The following is a 16310-nucleotide window of genomic DNA, read 5'->3' on the forward strand; positions in this document are numbered from 1 at the left end:
TATCAACTCCGGTGCGCATTGCCATGCAGCGCGCATTGGTCACATTCCTTTTCCGATTTATCCCATATACGCACGCGCAGGCTTCGACAGATGATTTGAGCTTGTAGTGGCTAAAGCCGTGGTGGTGGGACAAGGCTGTCCAGCCAAACGTGAAGTCGACCCGTAGTTTCCAGAAACCCGCTCGCGTTATCTGGGAAGTTTTTTAAACAGAGGGGAGTTCAATAGAATGCGGGACGTGATCCGGGTATTTTTCGCGACCCGTGTGCCAAACCGCCGCCGCCTGGAGGCGCGACTTTCCGAGCCCGGAAATTATCATGCGAGCCACTTAATTTATTCTTCCTGCTTTTCTTTATTTGTACTGCGGTATATTCATCGGAATCAATCTATGGTTCGGCGTTCGACTACAAGAAGGCAAAACCTGAAAATATCTATTTTTCCGGGAAAACACAAGCGGAAATAAAAATATATTGCGAAAAAGTCGCCAGCGCGACGATAGATCTATCGGTATGTGCTCAATTCAGATCTGAGGGGGTGGCCCAAGAGCTCGATAAGAAATTCAGCGAAATTGAAAGAGAAGTCGCAATTGGCGACAAGGACCGCCGTGCGAACGGGGAGCCGGAAGCAACTCCTTACTTGAAAAAAGCCCAGGCAAACTGGAAGCGATACAGAGACAATCAATGCTACGCCAGGACATACGAAGTCGGTCCGGCATCCCTTCGGTTTGTGGAATTTTGGGATTGTATGGCCCGGGTCACCCGAAACAGGCTTAACGAATTGACAACGGCTAATGAAGACTAGTAAGGGAAATAGTCTTTTCGATAATGCCCTGTCCGTTATTTCTGGCTGCATAACAAAGCCCCGCCCTTATTGACGGCGATTTAGGGTTTGAGGGAATAACGCGTCAAGGCCACATACAGCCGCGTGGCATTTTAAGACGACGCCGCGCGGAGGGAAATATGTTCAAGGGCGGGAGTTATGATTCGAGTCATTAAAGCAATCATTTCGGCAATTGGTTTTGTGTTTGCAACGGCTGTATTTGCGGATGTGGCATGTGAGAAGCATGCAAAAACGCGTGATGATTTTCTCAAGTGCTCACAAATTGATGCTGACAAGATACTTTCCGACTCGAAAAAAGCTATATCTGAAGGTCAGGGAGCTCGCCAAAGGAGATAAGCGGGCTGCATTAGATAAGAATTATCAAATATGGAAGGACAAAATTAAATCGGATTGCTCGGTATTAGGCTATTCATTTAATGATTGGGGAGAAGACTACGCACCGGATACTGACTTCCAGATTTCAGAGTGTCGAAAGAAAATCGCGGCTCAGGAGCTTGAGTTTTATAAGTGGCTCGTATGCCCTGACGATATGGAAACGTCCCCAATTCCAAAATGTGCAGCTATAAGAAAGACGCTTGACGAGCGCCGATAGAACACTATGACCCGCCGCTTTTCACTTATCGCGTTTCTTCTGGCCTTTCTGTATGAGGCATCAGTGGACGCCGTTTTGTTATGGAGCCTGCCTTTAAAGCCAACAGGTTGGGGCGCAATAATCGCGAGCCTCACAGCCAATCCGCTCGCGTTTGTCTACGCAATGAAGCGCAGAAAATGGGCCTTCGAATTTCCCAAGTGGATCGCCGCGTTTAGCATTGTGTGGACGGTATCGGCCTTCGGGCGGAAGGAAACCGCCAAATATAACCCGCCCGCCATCTTGTATTTACTCTCACTCATTCGCGAATGACGGATCAAACCCGACATTACCTGCGCCGCACTTGCACCGGGCGGTGCGGCCTCGCACCCGCCCATGAATACTGCACCACGTAAGCGCAATCAGAAACGCGTGCGCAGACCGACCGTGGCTACGACCTGATTGGAAGTCGACGAAGCGCCGCCCGACGTGTTGATGAACGCGACATAACGGTGGCCGATTGCGTGCTGATACATCCCCTCGACATAGACGTCGGTGCGCTTCGACAGCAGATAGACCGCTTGCAGATTGACCTGATTCCACTTCGGATCGTTGCCGTACGTGGTGTTGTTGCCGTTGCCGACATGGCCGTCGGTATACGTGTCGGCAATGCCGAGGTTGATCGCCGGCGTGAGCGCATACTTGGCATTCAGTTCGTAGTTGTCGAACCGCATCGTGCCACTGTTGCCGACATTGGTCTGGCCGAACGACGTGGTTCCTTGAAACTGGCTATGCGTGTAAACAAAGCCGACTACGGCCGGCCCGACTTTGTAGCTGAGGCCTGCGCCTACCGTACGCTGAACATCCGCGCCGAGATTGAATCCGCCTGTGCCGTTAGCCGTCGATTCCACGATGTCGACCGCGCCCGCACTGCCCGAAGTCGTGCTCGTCGAACCGTTGATCTGCAGATAACCGGCGGCTGCGGTGAAAGGCCCGTAGGCATAACTCGCGCCGGCACTGTATGCGCGATTGACCGCGAAACTGGTGCTGTTCGAAAAAGCGTACAGGCCGCCGAACGTCAACCCCGCATAGTTGGTGCTGGTGTATTTGACCGCGTTGCTCATCCGCACCGAATGGTTCAGATTGTCGTTGTCGAACGGGTGAGCGAAGCCGGTGTCGCCGAACGTGCCCGCCGTGCCCGACAAGGGCGCCACGAAATCAACCAGCGAATCATATTGCCGGCCGAGCGTGACGGTGCCGAATTGCGACGTGCTGAGGCCGACATAAGCCTGGCGTCCAAACATCCGGCCGTCCTGGCCCAGTTTGCCGTTCTGAACATTGAAACCGTTCTCCAGCACGAAGATCGCTTTCAGCCCGCCGCCGAGATCTTCGGCTCCTCGCACACCGAAGCGGCTACCGTTGATGTTGCCGCTGGTCGCCTGGACAAGCGCGCCGCTCGAGCCGCTTTTCGACACGTTGTTGGTGTACATCAAGCCGGCATCGATCAAACCGTACAGCGTCACCGAGCTCTGTGCATGAACTGCCGAGGCAGCCATCAGGCCAGAAATAGCACATACAGTGGAAATCTTTTTCACGAGCGCCTCCGGGGAAATGAGCAACACACGTTCATTCATCGCGGCAGGAATTTGCCTTCGGAAACCATACTCGCCTATGGCAAAAATTGCCGTCACGGCGGCGCAGCGGAATGTTTGTCATATGGCGGTCAAAATCTCTCTATGACAAGGCTTGCGCGCGAATTCCCAGGCGCTATCCGACAATCGGCACACCGTTTGGCGTTGCGTGAATGAAACGCGGATACCCCCAGAGCGCTCATCCGTCCGATGCGTTGCTTGCGTTGGCCGAGTACGTCTGCGAAATGGGCGCGAGTCCGCCGATTTTTTCCGCGAGCATTCTCTCGTACACGCCGAAATGTAGATCGACCTCCTCCTGCGTTACCACCGTCACAAAGATGCGGATCTGCCCGGGCAACAGGCCGAGCACGACCGCGATCGCCGCCTCGAGTTGGGGGACGCACAACCGGTCTTCGGCGAACGTCGTGCCAACCGAGACGTCATACGATTTTTCTTCACGCACCGCCACATCGACGAGACGGGCGCGGGCGCTCATATTGTTTTCGATGGCGAGGCGCATCACGTCCACCGCCGTGCGCATGCCCTCGGTAGGAAAGCCCCTCGGCGAGCGCAGACGAACGCGGTGCCTGCCGAGCGTGAGCCAGTCAGAATCGAATTCCATAGATCCTCCTGCCAGAAATGTCCGCGATATCTGGGCGGAGGATAGGGTTTCAGAACGCTTTTTCAAGAGCGAAAAAATTTTTGGCGCCGCCCTTGAAATCCGTGCAGCAACGTCTATTTTGTATTTCGCTCAGGCAGCCGCACGGTCCCGTATCGTGCGCTGCGTGTTTCGATTTGTTTGCCGCGGTGGGGCAGGCGGACTGGAGCGCGTAGGCCCGTTCGCATCCTCGCCGCATTTACCGGGGAAACGACCATGAGTGATCTCTACTTCACGACCGACCTGTTCAGCCAGTTCGATCGTCTGCATCAGCAGATGGCAACGCTGTTCGGCGGCTATCCTTCCAGCATCCGTTCGGACCGCCTGTCGGCGTTTCCGCAAATCAACATCGGTACGACCGACGACACTATCGACATAGTCGCGTTCGCTCCGGGCATCGATCCGAAGCAACTGGAGGTCTCGATCGACAAGGGCCTCCTCACCATCGCCGGCGAACGCGCTGCCGTGACGCCGGATGCGTCGGATGAGGCGGCACGTCATTACGCGCGGGAACGCTTCAGCGGTGCATTTCGCCGCGTCATCGAGTTACCGCAGCACGCTGATCCCGACAAGGTCGAGGCCCGCTATGTGAACGGTTGCCTCTGCATCACGGTCGGCAAGCGCGAGTCTTCCCGACCCCGCGCGATCACCGTGCAGTAACAGGACAGACGAAAAGGAGCCAATCATGAACGACACTACGCAACTCGCTCGCCGTGACTCGAACTCCATCAATCGTGCGGAGCCTGAACGAACGGAACAGCGCGTGACGCTCAGCCCGGCAGTCGACGTGATCGAAAACGCGCACGGCGTGACACTGTGGGCCGATCTGCCCGGCGTGCCCAGAGAGAATCTCGAGATCAGGGTGCAGGACGGCAATCTGCGTATCGAAGCATCCGCCAACATACCGACGCGGGAAGGGCTGCGTCTGCAGCACGCGGAGGTTCGCGTGCCGCACTTCGCGCGGTCGTTTACGCTCGGACCGGAGTTCGATACGTCGAAGATCGAGGCGAAGCTCCAGGACGGCGTGCTGAAGCTGTCGATTCCACGGCGCGAAGAGGCGCGGCCGCGACGCATCGAGGTGGCCGTCGATTAACGTCGATTAATGTCGGCTCACGTCGGCAACGTAGGTTGACGCGCGGGCTGTCGCGGAGGACAAGGCCGGTGCATTGGCGCGAGTCCTCCGCACGCAGCATCATGCGCACGACAGCTTTGCCGGGCCGCTAAACGTCGATCAGCTTGCGCAGGCCTTCGCCGGCAAGAGGGAGGTCGCGCAGGCGCTTGCCGGTGGCATCGAATAGCGCATTGCCGAGCGCACCCGCGGTCGGCCCCATCGACGCTTCCGCCGCGCCGAGAAACGGCGCACCCGGCTGATCGATCAGATGCACGTTGACGCTGCGCGGCACCGCGGAGAAGCGCAGGATCGGATAGCTGCTCCAGTCGAAGCTGCGAATTCTCTTCGTATCGAACTGCAACTGTTCATACAGCGTCCAGCTTGCCGACTGAATCACGCCACCCTCGATCTGATTGCGGATGCCGTCGGGGTTGACGATCTGTCCTGAATCCACTGCGGCCTCAGCGTGTTCGAGAATCACCTGGCCGGTTTCCGGCACGACGGACACCTCGACGGCGATCGCGACATAAGCCATCAGGTTCTTGTATTTGGCGAATGCAAAGCCCACGCCGTGATTGCGCTTGCGCGGCGCACGCGGCCAGCCGAATTTCGCGGCGGCGAGTTGAATCACGTCGCGGGCGCGCGGGTCCTGCATGTGCTTCAGCCGGAACGCCACGGGGTCGATGCCGGCCGCGGCGGCCAACTCGTCCATGAACATCTCGATCGTGAAGACGTTCATGTGTGCGCCGAGCGAGCGCATTGCCGAGGTATGCAGCGGCATGGTCGGCGAGAAGTTGTTCACCACGTGCAGGTTCGGCAACGCGTAGAGCGGAATAGCGTTGCGATCGCCGCCGCCTTCGGGCTGCACCATCGGGACAGAAAGCGCCGGGACGAACGGCTTTTCCAGCCACTGCGCCGGAATCAGCCGGCCGGCGTTGACGATACGCTCGTTGTGCGAACTGCTCCACAGCGCGTAGTTCCAGTCGACGATGCTGCCGCTCGCGTCGAGCGAAGCACTGACTTCGGTCACCATCGCGGGCGTGTAGTGGTCCCAGGTCTGTTCCTGCTCACGCATCCATTGCACGCGCACCGGCTGACCGTCCATTTCGCGCGCGATCAACGCGGCGTGCGCGGCTACGTCGTCGGCGCCGTTGTGGCCGTAGCAGCCCGATCCTTCGACATGAATGCAGCGGACTTTGTCTTTCGGCATCGAGAGCATTTCGGCGAGCCCGTCGCGCAACGGGTAGACACCTTGCGAATGGGTCCAGACGGTCATCGCGCCGTCCTTGAACAGAGCGACCGCGCAGGACGGTCCGATCGAGCCGTGCAGCATGTAGCGTTTGGTGTATTTCGCGCCGAGCGTTTTGACAGCCGCGCCGGCGGCGGCGTGCGTGTTGGCGATCTCGATGTGTTGGGTGGCAATCGCCTTCAGATCGCGGTGTACGGTGGCGGGATCGGGCAGCTCGCGTCCGGGCGTCCACTGGCTTCCTGCGGCGAGCGCGCGTTGCGCCTGCACGGCTTGCCATTCGCCTTTCGCGACCACGGCCAGCATGCTGCCGTTTCTGACCACCTTGACGACGCCCGGCATCTTCAGAATCACGGGCGTGTTCGTCTGCAGAAGCCGCGCTTCGTAGACGGGCGGCATGACCACGCGGGCGTGCAGCATGCCCGGCATCGTCAGGTCCTGGACATAACTCACGCCGCCGGTCACCTTGCGGGGAATATCCACGCGCGGCAACGACGTGCCGATCACGGCGAACGTGGCGGGGTTCTTCAGCGGCGAGACGGGCAAGGCCATGCGATGCAGGTCGACCAGGCCGACCGCTTCGCCGTAGGTCATGCTGCGGCCGTCCGGCGCCTTGATCACCGCATTGCGCGCGCTCAGCACGCTGCCGGCAACACCGAAGTGCTGGGCGGCGGCATCGACCAGCAGCCCCCGCACCTGAGCCGACGCGTTCAGCAACGCGCTGCCGCTGTCGGCGATCGTGTGGCTGCCCGCTGTGAGTCCTTCGTCGGGCGACGCGCCTGTGTCCGCGGTCAGGAACGTGATGAGCGAGGGCGCCATGTCCAGTTCTTCCGCGGCGATCTGCAAAAGCGCGGTGCGCACGCCGGTGCCCAGTTCCACCTTGCCGGTGTAGACGGTCACCTTGCCCGCCCGATCGATTCTGATCCACGAATCGAGGTACGGGTTGGTCTTCAGGCTGCCGGCGAGCGCTTGCGTTTCCTTGCCGACATGCACGGCGGCGCCTTCGTCCGCGATGACTTCCTGAGCCATCGCGCCGACGCCCGGCACCATGCTGAAGCTCACGACGAGCGCGCCGGACAGCAGAAAGCGTCGGCGTCCTTCGTTGATTTCCTCGTCCTTGACGCTCATTGCGCGCCTCCCTGGCTGGCCGTGCGCTGGGGCGTCGGCGCCGTGGCGTCGCCGGCCGGCAGATGCGCGACTTCGCGGATCGCGGCGAGAATGCGGGTGTGGGTGCCGCATCGGCAGAGATTCGGTTCCATATGTTCGAGCAGTTCGCGCTCGGTGGGCCGCGGATTGCGATCGAGCAACGCCTGCGCGCGCATGATCATGCCGGCAATGCAGTAACCGCACTGCGCCGCCTGGTGATTGATGAACGTTTTCTGCAACGGGCCGGGGTGTTCGATCGTGCCGAGACTTTCGATCGTGCGCACGGGCCGCTTGCCGATCGACGAGACCGGAACCAGGCACGAGAACACAGCCTCGCCATCCACGATCACGGTGCAGGCGCCGCATTGTCCGAGGCCGCAGCCGAACTTCGCGCCGTGCAGTTGCAGGTCGTTACGCAGCGCATAGAGCAGAGGCGTCGAAGGATCGATATCGAGCGCGTGCTGCACGCCATTCACGGTCAGATTGATCATCGCGCGTTGTTCTCCTTTCTGAGCCTGACCGCCGTCGTCTCGACGTCCTGCCACGGGCCGCGCTGCGAATAGGTCGCGCGAATGTAGGCAGCGAGATCGGCGATCTGCTGGTCGTCGTAGATCTGGCTGAAGGCCGGCATGTAGTTCTCGCTGTCTTCGCCGTGCCAGCCGTTGCCGCTCAGCATCATCTGGATCGCGTTGCGCGGCGTCGCGGCGTTGACGGCGGTGCTGAACGCGAGCGTAGGGCGCTCGCCGATCGACTGCATCGGCGCGGCAGGTCCGTGGCATTGCGCGCACGACGCCGCGAACAGCGTCGCGCCGCGCTGCGCTTCGGGCGAACTGCCGCCCTGGGCCGCGGTAGAAACGTTCGCGGCGACCGGCTGCGCTTTCTGGATCGACAGCACGTAGGTGGCGATCGCCTGCACGTCCTCTTCGGGCACGGTGGCGAGATCGCGCGTGACGGGCAGCATCGGGCCGGCTGCCGCACCATGTTCGCTGGCGCGGCCCGAGCGCAGATACGCGACGAGCTGGTCCTGGGTCCACGGCCTGGGCGCCGCGCCCAGTGCATTGAGCGCGGGCGCTTCCCAACCGTCGACCACGCCGCCGTCGAACGCGTGGCCCGACTTTTCGCCGCCGATCAGATTGAGCGGCGAATGACACGAAGCGCAGTGGCCGAGGCCATCCACCAGCAACTTGCCGCGGTTCCAGTCGGCATCTTTCGACGCGTCCGGCTGCTGTACGCCGGGATGCAGGAACAGCACGTTCCAGAATGCCAGCAGCGGCCGGAAGTTCAGCGGGAAGATCAGTTCGTTGGCTGGCGCGACTGCGTTGACCGGCTCGCGTGTCATCAGATACGCGTAGGCTGCCGAGATGTCCCCATCGGACATGCGCGTGAAGTGAATATACGGAAACGCCGGATACAGCAGATGCCCGTCACGAGCAACGCCATGACGGAGCGCTCGCATGAAGGCTTCGAGCGACCAGTTGCCGATGCCCGTTTCGAGATCCGGCGTGATGTTGGTCGCGTAGATGGTGCCGAACGGCGTGGCGAGCGGCAGGCCACCGGCGAACGGCTTGCCGCCCTTTGCGGTGTGACACACGATACAGTCGCCCAGCGCAACGACACGCGCGCCCGCGAGCCGCGTCTGCGCGTCGAACGAAGCTGGCGCCGGAGGGTCGACCGGCGCGATGGCGGGCTTCCACATCAGCAGAAAGGCGACGGCTAGCGCGGCCACGACAACCACGCCGCCGCCCGCCAGAAGTCTGGACTTGCGGGTCATTCACGCACCTCTCACAAAAGTCCTGAATCGAACCGGCCGCGCGGATCGCGGCGGATGTTTGCGGCATCGCTTGCGTGATGCGCTTGCGGTGCCTGCTTGCGCGCCCTGGCGGGCTCTGCCTTGGAGCGGACAGTCGATATAACCGGCCGCGTCGCTGCCGTACTGGCCGGCTGGCTTCGTGACTGCGAGCGATGCGTCGGCGCTATCGCAACGCGGTCGGGCAAACGCGGTCCCGAGAAGTCATAGCCGCCGAGCAGGCGAGAAAGGGAGGGCATGGTGATTCCTTTGCGAGCAAGCGGGCGTCGTTCAGGTGTTCCGGTGCTCAGATGAATGACAGTGCCAGTCAGCGTATCGCCGGTCCCGCGAAATATCCTGAAGCCGCGCTGAAACGTTGTTAAACCGGACGGCGAACCGTCCGGTCATGCAGCGATGTGCGTCTATCAGGCGTGGCGGGCAGCGTACGGACGGCCGATCACGAGGTAATGAGCCAGCGCGATGAGCGGAAAGGCCGTGGCGACCACGGCGACCAGCGGCCAGCCGCCGTGTTCGTAAAGCGGGCTGGCGAGCGCCGAACCGAACGCGCCGCCCACGAAGATGCTCGTCATATACAGCGCGTTCAGACGGTTGCGGCTCGGCGCATGCAACGCATAGATCTCACGTTGACCGAGCACCATGTTCATCTGCACGGCGAAATCGAGCACGATGCCGGTCGCGACGAGTCCGATCACGCCCCAGGCAGGATGGATCAGCGCCGGCGTATAGGCGAACGCGCCCACCACCAAAGCGATCAACGTCGCGCGCACCGTATGGCCCGCATCGGCGAGACGGCCGGCTACCGGCGCCGAGGTCGCGCCGATCGCGCCGACCAGCGCAAAGATACCGATGCCGGTTTGCGAAAGCCCGAACTGGCGGGTCAGCTCGACGGGAATCGCGGTCCAGAACAGGCTGAACGAAGCGAACATCAGCGCCTGGTAAAACGAACGGTGGCGCAGCACCGGCATTGTGCGGACCAGGTGGCCGAGCGAGCCGATCAGTTCGAAGTAGGTGGCCTGGTGATCGGGCTGGCGGCGCGGAATCGTCAGCGCGAGCACGCTGGTGACGATCGCCATCAGCACGGCGGCGGAACCGAACACCGCGCGCCAGCCGAAGTGCCCGGCCACCACGCTGGAGATCGGCCGCGACAGCAGGATGCCGAGCAGCAGGCCGCCCATGATGGTGCCGACCACCTTGCCGCGCGATTCGTCCGGCGCGAGATGCGCGGCGAGCGGAATCAGGATCTGCACCGCAACCGAACTGAAGCCGACCAGCAGCGAAATGCCGAGGAACACCCCCGGTTGCTGCGCGAACGACGCGGCGGCGAGACTGGCGATCGACACCAGCGCGGTGATGATCATCAGCTTGCGGTTTTCCAGCAGGTCGCCGAGCGGCACCAGAAAGAACAGACCGAAGGCATAGCCGATCTGCGTCAGCGAGACGATCAGGCTGGCGGTGCCGCCGGACATGTGGATGGCCGGTGCGATCAGTTCGGTGATCGGCTGCGCGTAGTACAGATTCGCGACGATGGCGCCGCAGCAGAACGCGAACAGCGCGATCAGTCCGCGTGTCAGCTTGACGGGGTTGGTCCCGGCCGTCGTCGTGGATACCTCGGTTGACATGACAACTCCTTGAAGAAAACAAATGGAAAACGAAGACCTAGCGCGCCAGATTCATCACACGGTCACCGAGCGAAATGCCCAGATCGGTCATCAGCCTGCCGCGTTGCAACTGCTGGTTCTCCCAACGCTTGAGGGCTGAATCGATCGTGGCGCCGCTATGCCATGTCGAGGACAACGCGAGCGCCAGCGCATGCGCATTGGCGGCCGCTTTCGCGGTGCTACCCGCCGTGTGTGGGCGCGGCACCGAAGCGGCGTCGCCGAGCAGCACCGCGCGGCCGAACACCATCTTCGGCGAGCGCAGATCGACGATCGGCTGCATGAAGGGATCGTCGGTGGCATCGACCAGGGCGCGGAAAGTTGGGCCTAGCGAGGCCTGCGCGTCCTTGCGCAACTGTACGATGTCGATGCCCTTGGTCGAGCCGGGCGGCAGTGAAAACGCCCGCCGTATGCCGTGACGATCGACCAGCAACTCCTCGAGTCTTGCCGCACTGTACTTGCGATACCACACCCAGTTGAAGCGTCGCTGGCCGGCCACGGTCGAATCGTTCTCGCCCGGAATCAGATAGGAGAGGCCCGAATGTCCGTCGCCTTGCTGAAAGGCGAAGCGCTCCCGCAGCATCTCCGCCGCGTGCAGCGGCAGATCGGGTTCTTCGACGAGGCCGCGCCATGCCACATAGCCCGCATACTGTGGCACGATTTCGGGCAGCAGGCGCTGCCTGAGCGTCGAGCGGGTGCCGTCGGCGCCCACCAGCAGATCCGCCTGCTCGCTGCGGCCGCTCGCGAACTGCGCGACGATCTGCTCGCCTTCCATGCGAAAGTCGACGAAGGTCTCGCCGGCATGCAGGTTGGACGCGGGCAGCGCGTTTTTCATGGCACGGTACAGCAGGCTCCACGAAGTCTGCATCTGCGGCATGTGGAGCTGTTCGACCACGCGGTCCTCGCGGTCCAGATAGATGCGATCGCCCGAGGCCACGCCCGGCGGGTCCGGCAGTTCGACGCCGGCGAAGGCGAGCGCATCCAGCACGTCCGGCTGAAGCACGACGCCGCCGCCGCGGCTTTCGAGCTGATTGGGCGAGGTCTCGAACACGTCGACGTCCCAGCCGGCCGCCCGCAACGTATTGGCCGTCAGCAAGCCGCCAAGCGATCCGCCGATCACCACGGCACGCGGTTTTTCGAGCGATCTCATGCTGCTTTCCTTTGCGCTGCCGCACGCAGTGTGTTGATGAAGACCGCGGGCGGCTGCGCACCACTGATCACATCGCCGTCGATGCGGATAGTCGGCACGGCCTGAACGCCCAGGCTGTCGGCCCGCGCGCGCGCCGCGTCGATTGCCTCGTTGCCGGCGGAGCCTTGCAGAGACGCGCGCACTGCGTCCGCGTCGAACGCATGTTCCGCGGCAATCGCGACCAGCGTGTCGAGCGAGCCGATGTCGCGGCCTTCGGAGAAGTAAGCGGCGTAGATTGCCTGATACAACGCGGCCGTCGCGCTCGGGTCGTTGCGCTGCTGCGCGAACTGCATCAGACGATGCGCAAGACGCGTGTTCGGCGTGCGCAGCACCTTGTCGTAATGGAAATGCGCGTCAGCCGCCAGTCCGGCGGCGGTGACCTGCGCATCCATGATTTGCGAGCGCGCCCAGCTGCCGAATTTCCGGCTGCGATAGGCGCGCCGGTCCATGCCTTCGGCGGGCATGGCCGGATTCAATTCGAACGGCACATAGCGGATCGAAACAGTCGCGTTCATGCCGGTTTCCGCCAGCGCCGCCGCGAGATTCCGTTGGCCGATCCAGCACCACGGGCAAATGAAGTCGTAATTGACCTCGACCTGAATGGCTTGCATGTTGCATCCCTCACTAGGTAATGGAGGCAGCTTATCTGTTGCGTTAGCTATGTTGAATGGGTCTAAAATGCAAGCTGGTGTTGCGCTGATCGCAACCAAATTGCAGACGGAGCCGCATATGGACAAATTCCTCGCCATCAAAACGCTGCTGGAAGTGGCGGACGCCGGCGGCTTTTCGAAGGCGGCGCAACGTATCGGGGTGGCGACCTCGTCGGTCACGCGCCTGATGGACTCGCTAGAAGCCTCGCTCGGCACCGCGCTGCTGACCCGCACGCCGAGAAAGGTCAGCCTGACGGATGCCGGCATTGCTTACGTCGAACAGGTCGCCAAGGTGCTCGACGATCTTGCCGAGGCGGACGAGAGCGTTTTCGACAGCGGCGCGTCGCCGGTCGGCGCGCTGCGGATTTCGGTTCCGTCCACCTATAGCCGGCTTCGCCTCGCGCCGCACCTCGCCGCCTTTCTCTCCGAAAATCCACGGGTGTTTCTCGACGTCGTGGTTGCCGATCACTTCGCCGATCTCGCGCTCGACCGGATCGACGTTGCGATCCGGATCGGCCTCGCCGATCGCGACGCCAGCCTGATCGTCAAAAAACTGGCGGACAATCCGCGCTACGTGGTGGCGAGCCACGACTACCTCGAACGCAACGGCACGCCGCAAACGCCGCAGGATCTCGCTGAGCACGAGTGCCTGCGCTTCGCCTATGGCGGCGGCTACCGCACGCACCAGACCTGGACCTTCCGGCGCGAGGACGCCGGGCAACGCGTCGACGTGCACGGCCATCTGCTGTCGAACAATCTCGACATCCTGCTCGAAGCCGTGATGGCGGGACGCGGCATCGCGCTGCTACCTGAATGGCAGGTCGCGGCCGACATTCGCGCGGGCCGCCTGCTGCGTCTGTTCGAACACTTCGACGCGAGTCCTCAGGCGGGCGACGCCGTCGTCTACGCCGCGTATCTGCCTAATCGCCGCCAGTCCAGCAAAGTGCGCGCGCTGGTTCAGTTTCTGGAAACGCGGCTTCGCGCGTCGCTCGAAGGTTGAACGGCGGCGCTCGCCGCGAAGCGCGCTTTGCGGTACATCTTTTTTAAGAACTATTAAGGTCTTTGGCCAAGGACTCTTCAAAAACCCGTCGCTAGAATGGGCTCCAGTTTTCCTCGCTACACCGGCGAGCGCGGCACGTCTGTTCAGACTGCCCATTCAATTTCATACGGAGCCCGAAATGTCCAGAGAACTTTTGACCCCCGACACCTGTGCCGTGGCGCTCATCGACTATCAGCCGCAAATGTTCTTCGGCACGATGTCGCATGAACGGACCAATATCCTGCATAACGTGCAAGCGATCGCGAAAGCCGCGAAGCTGTTCAAGGTTCCGACCATCCTTACCACGGTCGCCGCGAAGTCGTTCAGCGGCGACATGGTGCCGGAAGTGCAATCGGTGTTTCCGGAATATGTGCCGGTCGACCGCACGTCGATGAACTCGTGGGAAGACGTCAATTTCCGCAAGGCGATCGAAGCAACCGGTCGCAAGAAAATCGTTATCTCCGGCCTGTGGACGGAAGTGTGCGTGTCGTTCCCGACGATCCAGATGATCGCCGAAGGCTACGAAATCTACGTGCCGACCGACGCATGCGGCGACGTCAGCCAGGAAGCGCACGAACGCGCGGTGCAGCGCATCATCCAGGCGGGCGCGGTGCCGATGACGTCGCTGCAATTCATGTTCGAACTGCAACGCGATTGGGCGCGCAGCGAAACCTACGAAGGCTGCATGGACATCCTGAAAGCGCACAGCTCATACGGGATCGGCGTGCGTTACGCCAAGGCGATTCTCGGCGAGCACGCGAGCGAGGCGGGCTGAGCTTCATGCCGTGCGGAAAGGTGCTCGTCGCGAGCGGGCACTTTCCGGTTTTTCCCGCTTCCCCGCTTCCCCGGAATAGCTCCGCGTGCCGAAACGCGGTGCGCTCCCTATGAGGTCCGCCATGAATTCCAGTACTTCCGGATTGACGCCGGCCGAGGTCGTGTTCTTCAACGGCAAGATCGCCACCCAGGACGACAGGCGCTCATTCGCCGATTCGCTTGCCGTCGCGAACGGCCGCGTCCTCGCTGCGGGTTCGCGCGAGACGGTAATGCGCCACGCAAACGACAACACGCGCCATGTCGACCTCAAAGGGCGCACGGTCATTCCCGGCCTCAACGATTCGCATCTGCACATCATTCGCGGCGGCCTGAACTTCAATATGGAGTTGCGCTGGGACGGCGTGCCGTCGCTCGCCGACGCGCTCGACATGCTGCGCAAACAGGTGGCGCGCACGCCGGCGCCGCAATGGGTGCGGGTAGTGGGCGGCTGGAACGAATTCCAGTTCGCCGAGCGGCGCGGCCCGACGCTCGAAGAAATCAATGCGATCGCGCCGGACACGCCGGTGTTCATCCTGCATCTGTACGACAGCGCGCTGCTGAACGCGGCGGCGCTGCGCGCGGTCGGCTATACCAAAGACACCCCGAACCCGCCGGGCGGCGAGATCCAGCGAGACAAGCGCGGCAACCCGACCGGCATGCTGATCGCGCGGCCCAACGCCGGCTTGCTATACGCGACGCTCGCTAAAGGCCCGAAGCTCGCGCCGGAAGATCAGCACAATTCCACCCGGCATTTCATGCGTGAACTGAACCGCCTCGGCGTGACGAGCGCGATCGACGCGGGCGGCGGTTATCAGGCCTATCCGGACGACTACGCTGTGATCATGGAGATGGCGAAGAAAAGCGAACTGACCGTTCGTATCGCCTACAACCTGTTCACGCAGAACGCGAAGAAGGAAATCGAAGACTTCGCCAAGTGGGTGAAGATGACCAAGCCCGGCGAAGGCGACGATTTCCTGCGCGTGAACGGCGCGGGGGAGATGCTGGTGTTCTCCGCCGCGGACTTCGAAGACTTTCTCGAGCCGCGCCCGGACCTGCCCGAGTCGCTGGAGACCGAACTGGAAGCGGTCGTCAAGCTGCTGGTGGCGAACCGCTGGCCGTTCCGTCTGCACGCCACTTACAACGAATCGATCGAGCGCTTCCTGAACGTGTTCGAACGCGTGAACGCCGAGATTCCGTTCAACGGCCTGCGCTGGTTCTTCGATCACTGCGAGACCATCACGCAGCAGAACATCGAACGCGTGAAGGCGCTCGGCGGCGGCATTGCGATCCAGCACCGGATGGCGTATCAGGGCGAGTACTTCATTCATCAATACGGCGAAGAGGCTGTGAAGCGTACGCCGCCGGTTCGCCACATGCTCGACGCCGGGCTGCCGGTCGGCGCAGGTACGGACGCCACGCGCGTCGCGAGCTTCAACCCGTTCGTGTCGCTGTACTGGATGGTGTCGGGCAAGACAGTGGGCGGCACCGCGATGTACGGCAGCGAAAACAAACTCGACCGTATGGAAGCGTTGCGCCGCTACACGGTGGGCAGCGCATGGTTCTCGAGCGAAGAGGAAAAGAAGGGCGCGCTGGTGCCGGGCCAGTTCGCGGACTTCGCGGTGCTGAGCGAAGACTTCTTCAGCATCGACGAAAGCCGCATCAAATACCTGACTTCGAACATGACGGTGGTGGGCGGCAAGGTCGTCTATGCGGACGACGAATTCGCGCCGCTCGCGCCGCCCGATCTGCCGGTCAGCCCGTCGTGGTCGCCGGTGGCGGAGTTCGGCGGCTACAGCCGCTACAAGCCGACGGCGGTGGCGTGCGTGGATGGCTGCTTGAACCTGTGCGGCGTGCACGCCCACGCGCATGGCTGGGCGTGGCGCAAGAACGTACCGGTCGGCGATTCGAACGGCTTCTGGGGCGCGTTGGGATGTAGCTGCTTCGCGTTCTGATCACGCCG

Annotated in this window: 16 protein-coding genes; 8 read left to right on the forward strand and 8 right to left on the reverse strand. The window is 62.0% G+C overall.

Features of this window, described 5'->3' with window-relative positions:
* The first annotated feature begins 492 nt into the window (after positions 1 to 492).
* The 3 genes from PDMSB3_RS37950 (at position 493) to PDMSB3_RS23310 (ending at position 1738) form a co-directional block, all read left to right on the forward strand.
* Positions 493 to 798: a lysozyme inhibitor LprI family protein gene (locus tag PDMSB3_RS37950; RefSeq protein WP_232064421.1), complete on the forward strand. Its 306-nt coding sequence runs from the start codon at positions 493 to 495 to the stop codon at positions 796 to 798.
* A gap of 262 nt (positions 799 to 1060) precedes the next feature.
* Positions 1061 to 1429, forward strand: a complete 369-nt coding sequence (locus PDMSB3_RS23305; protein WP_157187681.1) for a hypothetical protein — start codon at positions 1061 to 1063, stop codon at positions 1427 to 1429.
* Positions 1430 to 1435: 6 nt separating this feature from the next.
* Positions 1436 to 1738, forward strand: coding sequence for a hypothetical protein (locus PDMSB3_RS23310; RefSeq protein ID WP_165187869.1), 303 nt, complete (start codon positions 1436 to 1438; stop codon positions 1736 to 1738).
* 89 nt (positions 1739 to 1827) lie between these two features.
* On the opposite strand, the gene PDMSB3_RS23315 is transcribed toward PDMSB3_RS23310, so the two are convergent.
* Positions 1828 to 3000 carry a porin gene (locus PDMSB3_RS23315; RefSeq protein ID WP_035517054.1) on the reverse strand — a complete coding sequence of 391 codons (1173 nt, stop codon included), beginning with the start codon at positions 2998 to 3000 and terminating at the stop codon, positions 1828 to 1830.
* A 235-nt stretch (positions 3001 to 3235) separates the two neighbouring features.
* Positions 3236 to 3658 carry a hypothetical protein gene (locus PDMSB3_RS23320; protein WP_007176370.1) on the reverse strand — a complete coding sequence of 141 codons (423 nt, stop codon included), beginning with the start codon at positions 3656 to 3658 and terminating at the stop codon, positions 3236 to 3238.
* A gap of 252 nt (positions 3659 to 3910) precedes the next feature.
* Between PDMSB3_RS23320 and PDMSB3_RS23325 the strand changes: the two genes are divergently transcribed.
* Together PDMSB3_RS23325 and PDMSB3_RS23330 are read left to right on the forward strand one after the other, a co-directional pair.
* Positions 3911 to 4354 carry an Hsp20/alpha crystallin family protein gene (locus tag PDMSB3_RS23325; protein WP_007176371.1) on the forward strand — a complete coding sequence of 148 codons (444 nt, stop codon included), beginning with the start codon at positions 3911 to 3913 and terminating at the stop codon, positions 4352 to 4354.
* A 25-nt stretch (positions 4355 to 4379) separates the two neighbouring features.
* The gene (locus tag PDMSB3_RS23330; protein ID WP_007176372.1) at positions 4380 to 4787 is read left to right on the forward strand and encodes an Hsp20/alpha crystallin family protein; all 408 of its coding nucleotides are present in this window, start codon (positions 4380 to 4382) and stop codon (positions 4785 to 4787) included.
* Between the two features lie 127 nt (positions 4788 to 4914).
* On the opposite strand, the gene PDMSB3_RS23335 is transcribed toward PDMSB3_RS23330, so the two are convergent.
* The 6 genes from PDMSB3_RS23335 to PDMSB3_RS23360 form a co-directional block, all read right to left on the reverse strand.
* Positions 4915 to 7179: a xanthine dehydrogenase family protein molybdopterin-binding subunit gene (locus PDMSB3_RS23335; RefSeq protein ID WP_165187871.1), complete on the reverse strand. Its 2265-nt coding sequence runs from the start codon at positions 7177 to 7179 to the stop codon at positions 4915 to 4917.
* Positions 7176 to 7688, reverse strand: coding sequence for a (2Fe-2S)-binding protein (locus tag PDMSB3_RS23340; protein ID WP_165187873.1), 513 nt, complete (start codon positions 7686 to 7688; stop codon positions 7176 to 7178). The genes PDMSB3_RS23335 and PDMSB3_RS23340 overlap by 4 nt, the downstream gene beginning before the upstream one ends.
* Complete coding sequence (locus PDMSB3_RS23345; protein ID WP_007176375.1) at positions 7685 to 8968, reverse strand: c-type cytochrome; 1284 nt, start codon at positions 8966 to 8968, stop codon at positions 7685 to 7687. Before PDMSB3_RS23345 ends, PDMSB3_RS23340 begins: the two co-directional genes overlap by 4 nt.
* Before the next feature lie 440 nt (positions 8969 to 9408).
* Complete coding sequence (locus PDMSB3_RS23350) at positions 9409 to 10623, reverse strand: MFS transporter (protein ID WP_007176377.1); 1215 nt, start codon at positions 10621 to 10623, stop codon at positions 9409 to 9411.
* Positions 10624 to 10660: 37 nt separating this feature from the next.
* Complete coding sequence (locus PDMSB3_RS23355) at positions 10661 to 11809, reverse strand: FAD binding domain-containing protein (RefSeq protein WP_165187875.1); 1149 nt, start codon at positions 11807 to 11809, stop codon at positions 10661 to 10663.
* A complete protein-coding gene (locus tag PDMSB3_RS23360; RefSeq protein WP_165187877.1) occupies positions 11806 to 12459 on the reverse strand; it encodes a DsbA family oxidoreductase in 654 nt (217 codons plus the stop codon). Before PDMSB3_RS23360 ends, PDMSB3_RS23355 begins: the two co-directional genes overlap by 4 nt.
* A gap of 118 nt (positions 12460 to 12577) precedes the next feature.
* Between PDMSB3_RS23360 and PDMSB3_RS23365 the strand changes: the two genes are divergently transcribed.
* From PDMSB3_RS23365 to PDMSB3_RS23375, 3 genes are all read left to right on the forward strand, one after another.
* On the forward strand, positions 12578 to 13498 hold the full coding sequence (locus PDMSB3_RS23365) for a LysR family transcriptional regulator (RefSeq protein ID WP_007176380.1): 921 nt from the start codon (positions 12578 to 12580) through the stop codon (positions 13496 to 13498).
* A 178-nt stretch (positions 13499 to 13676) separates the two neighbouring features.
* Positions 13677 to 14312 carry a hydrolase gene (locus PDMSB3_RS23370; RefSeq protein ID WP_007176381.1) on the forward strand — a complete coding sequence of 212 codons (636 nt, stop codon included), beginning with the start codon at positions 13677 to 13679 and terminating at the stop codon, positions 14310 to 14312.
* Between the two features lie 121 nt (positions 14313 to 14433).
* Entirely contained in the window at positions 14434 to 16302 is a 1869-nt protein-coding gene (locus PDMSB3_RS23375; RefSeq protein ID WP_165187880.1) for an amidohydrolase, read from the forward strand.
* The last annotated feature ends 8 nt before the right edge of the window (positions 16303 to 16310 follow it).

The sequence above is a fragment of the Paraburkholderia dioscoreae genome, assembly GCF_902459535.1.
Classification (GTDB): Bacteria; Pseudomonadota; Gammaproteobacteria; order Burkholderiales; family Burkholderiaceae; genus Paraburkholderia; species Paraburkholderia dioscoreae.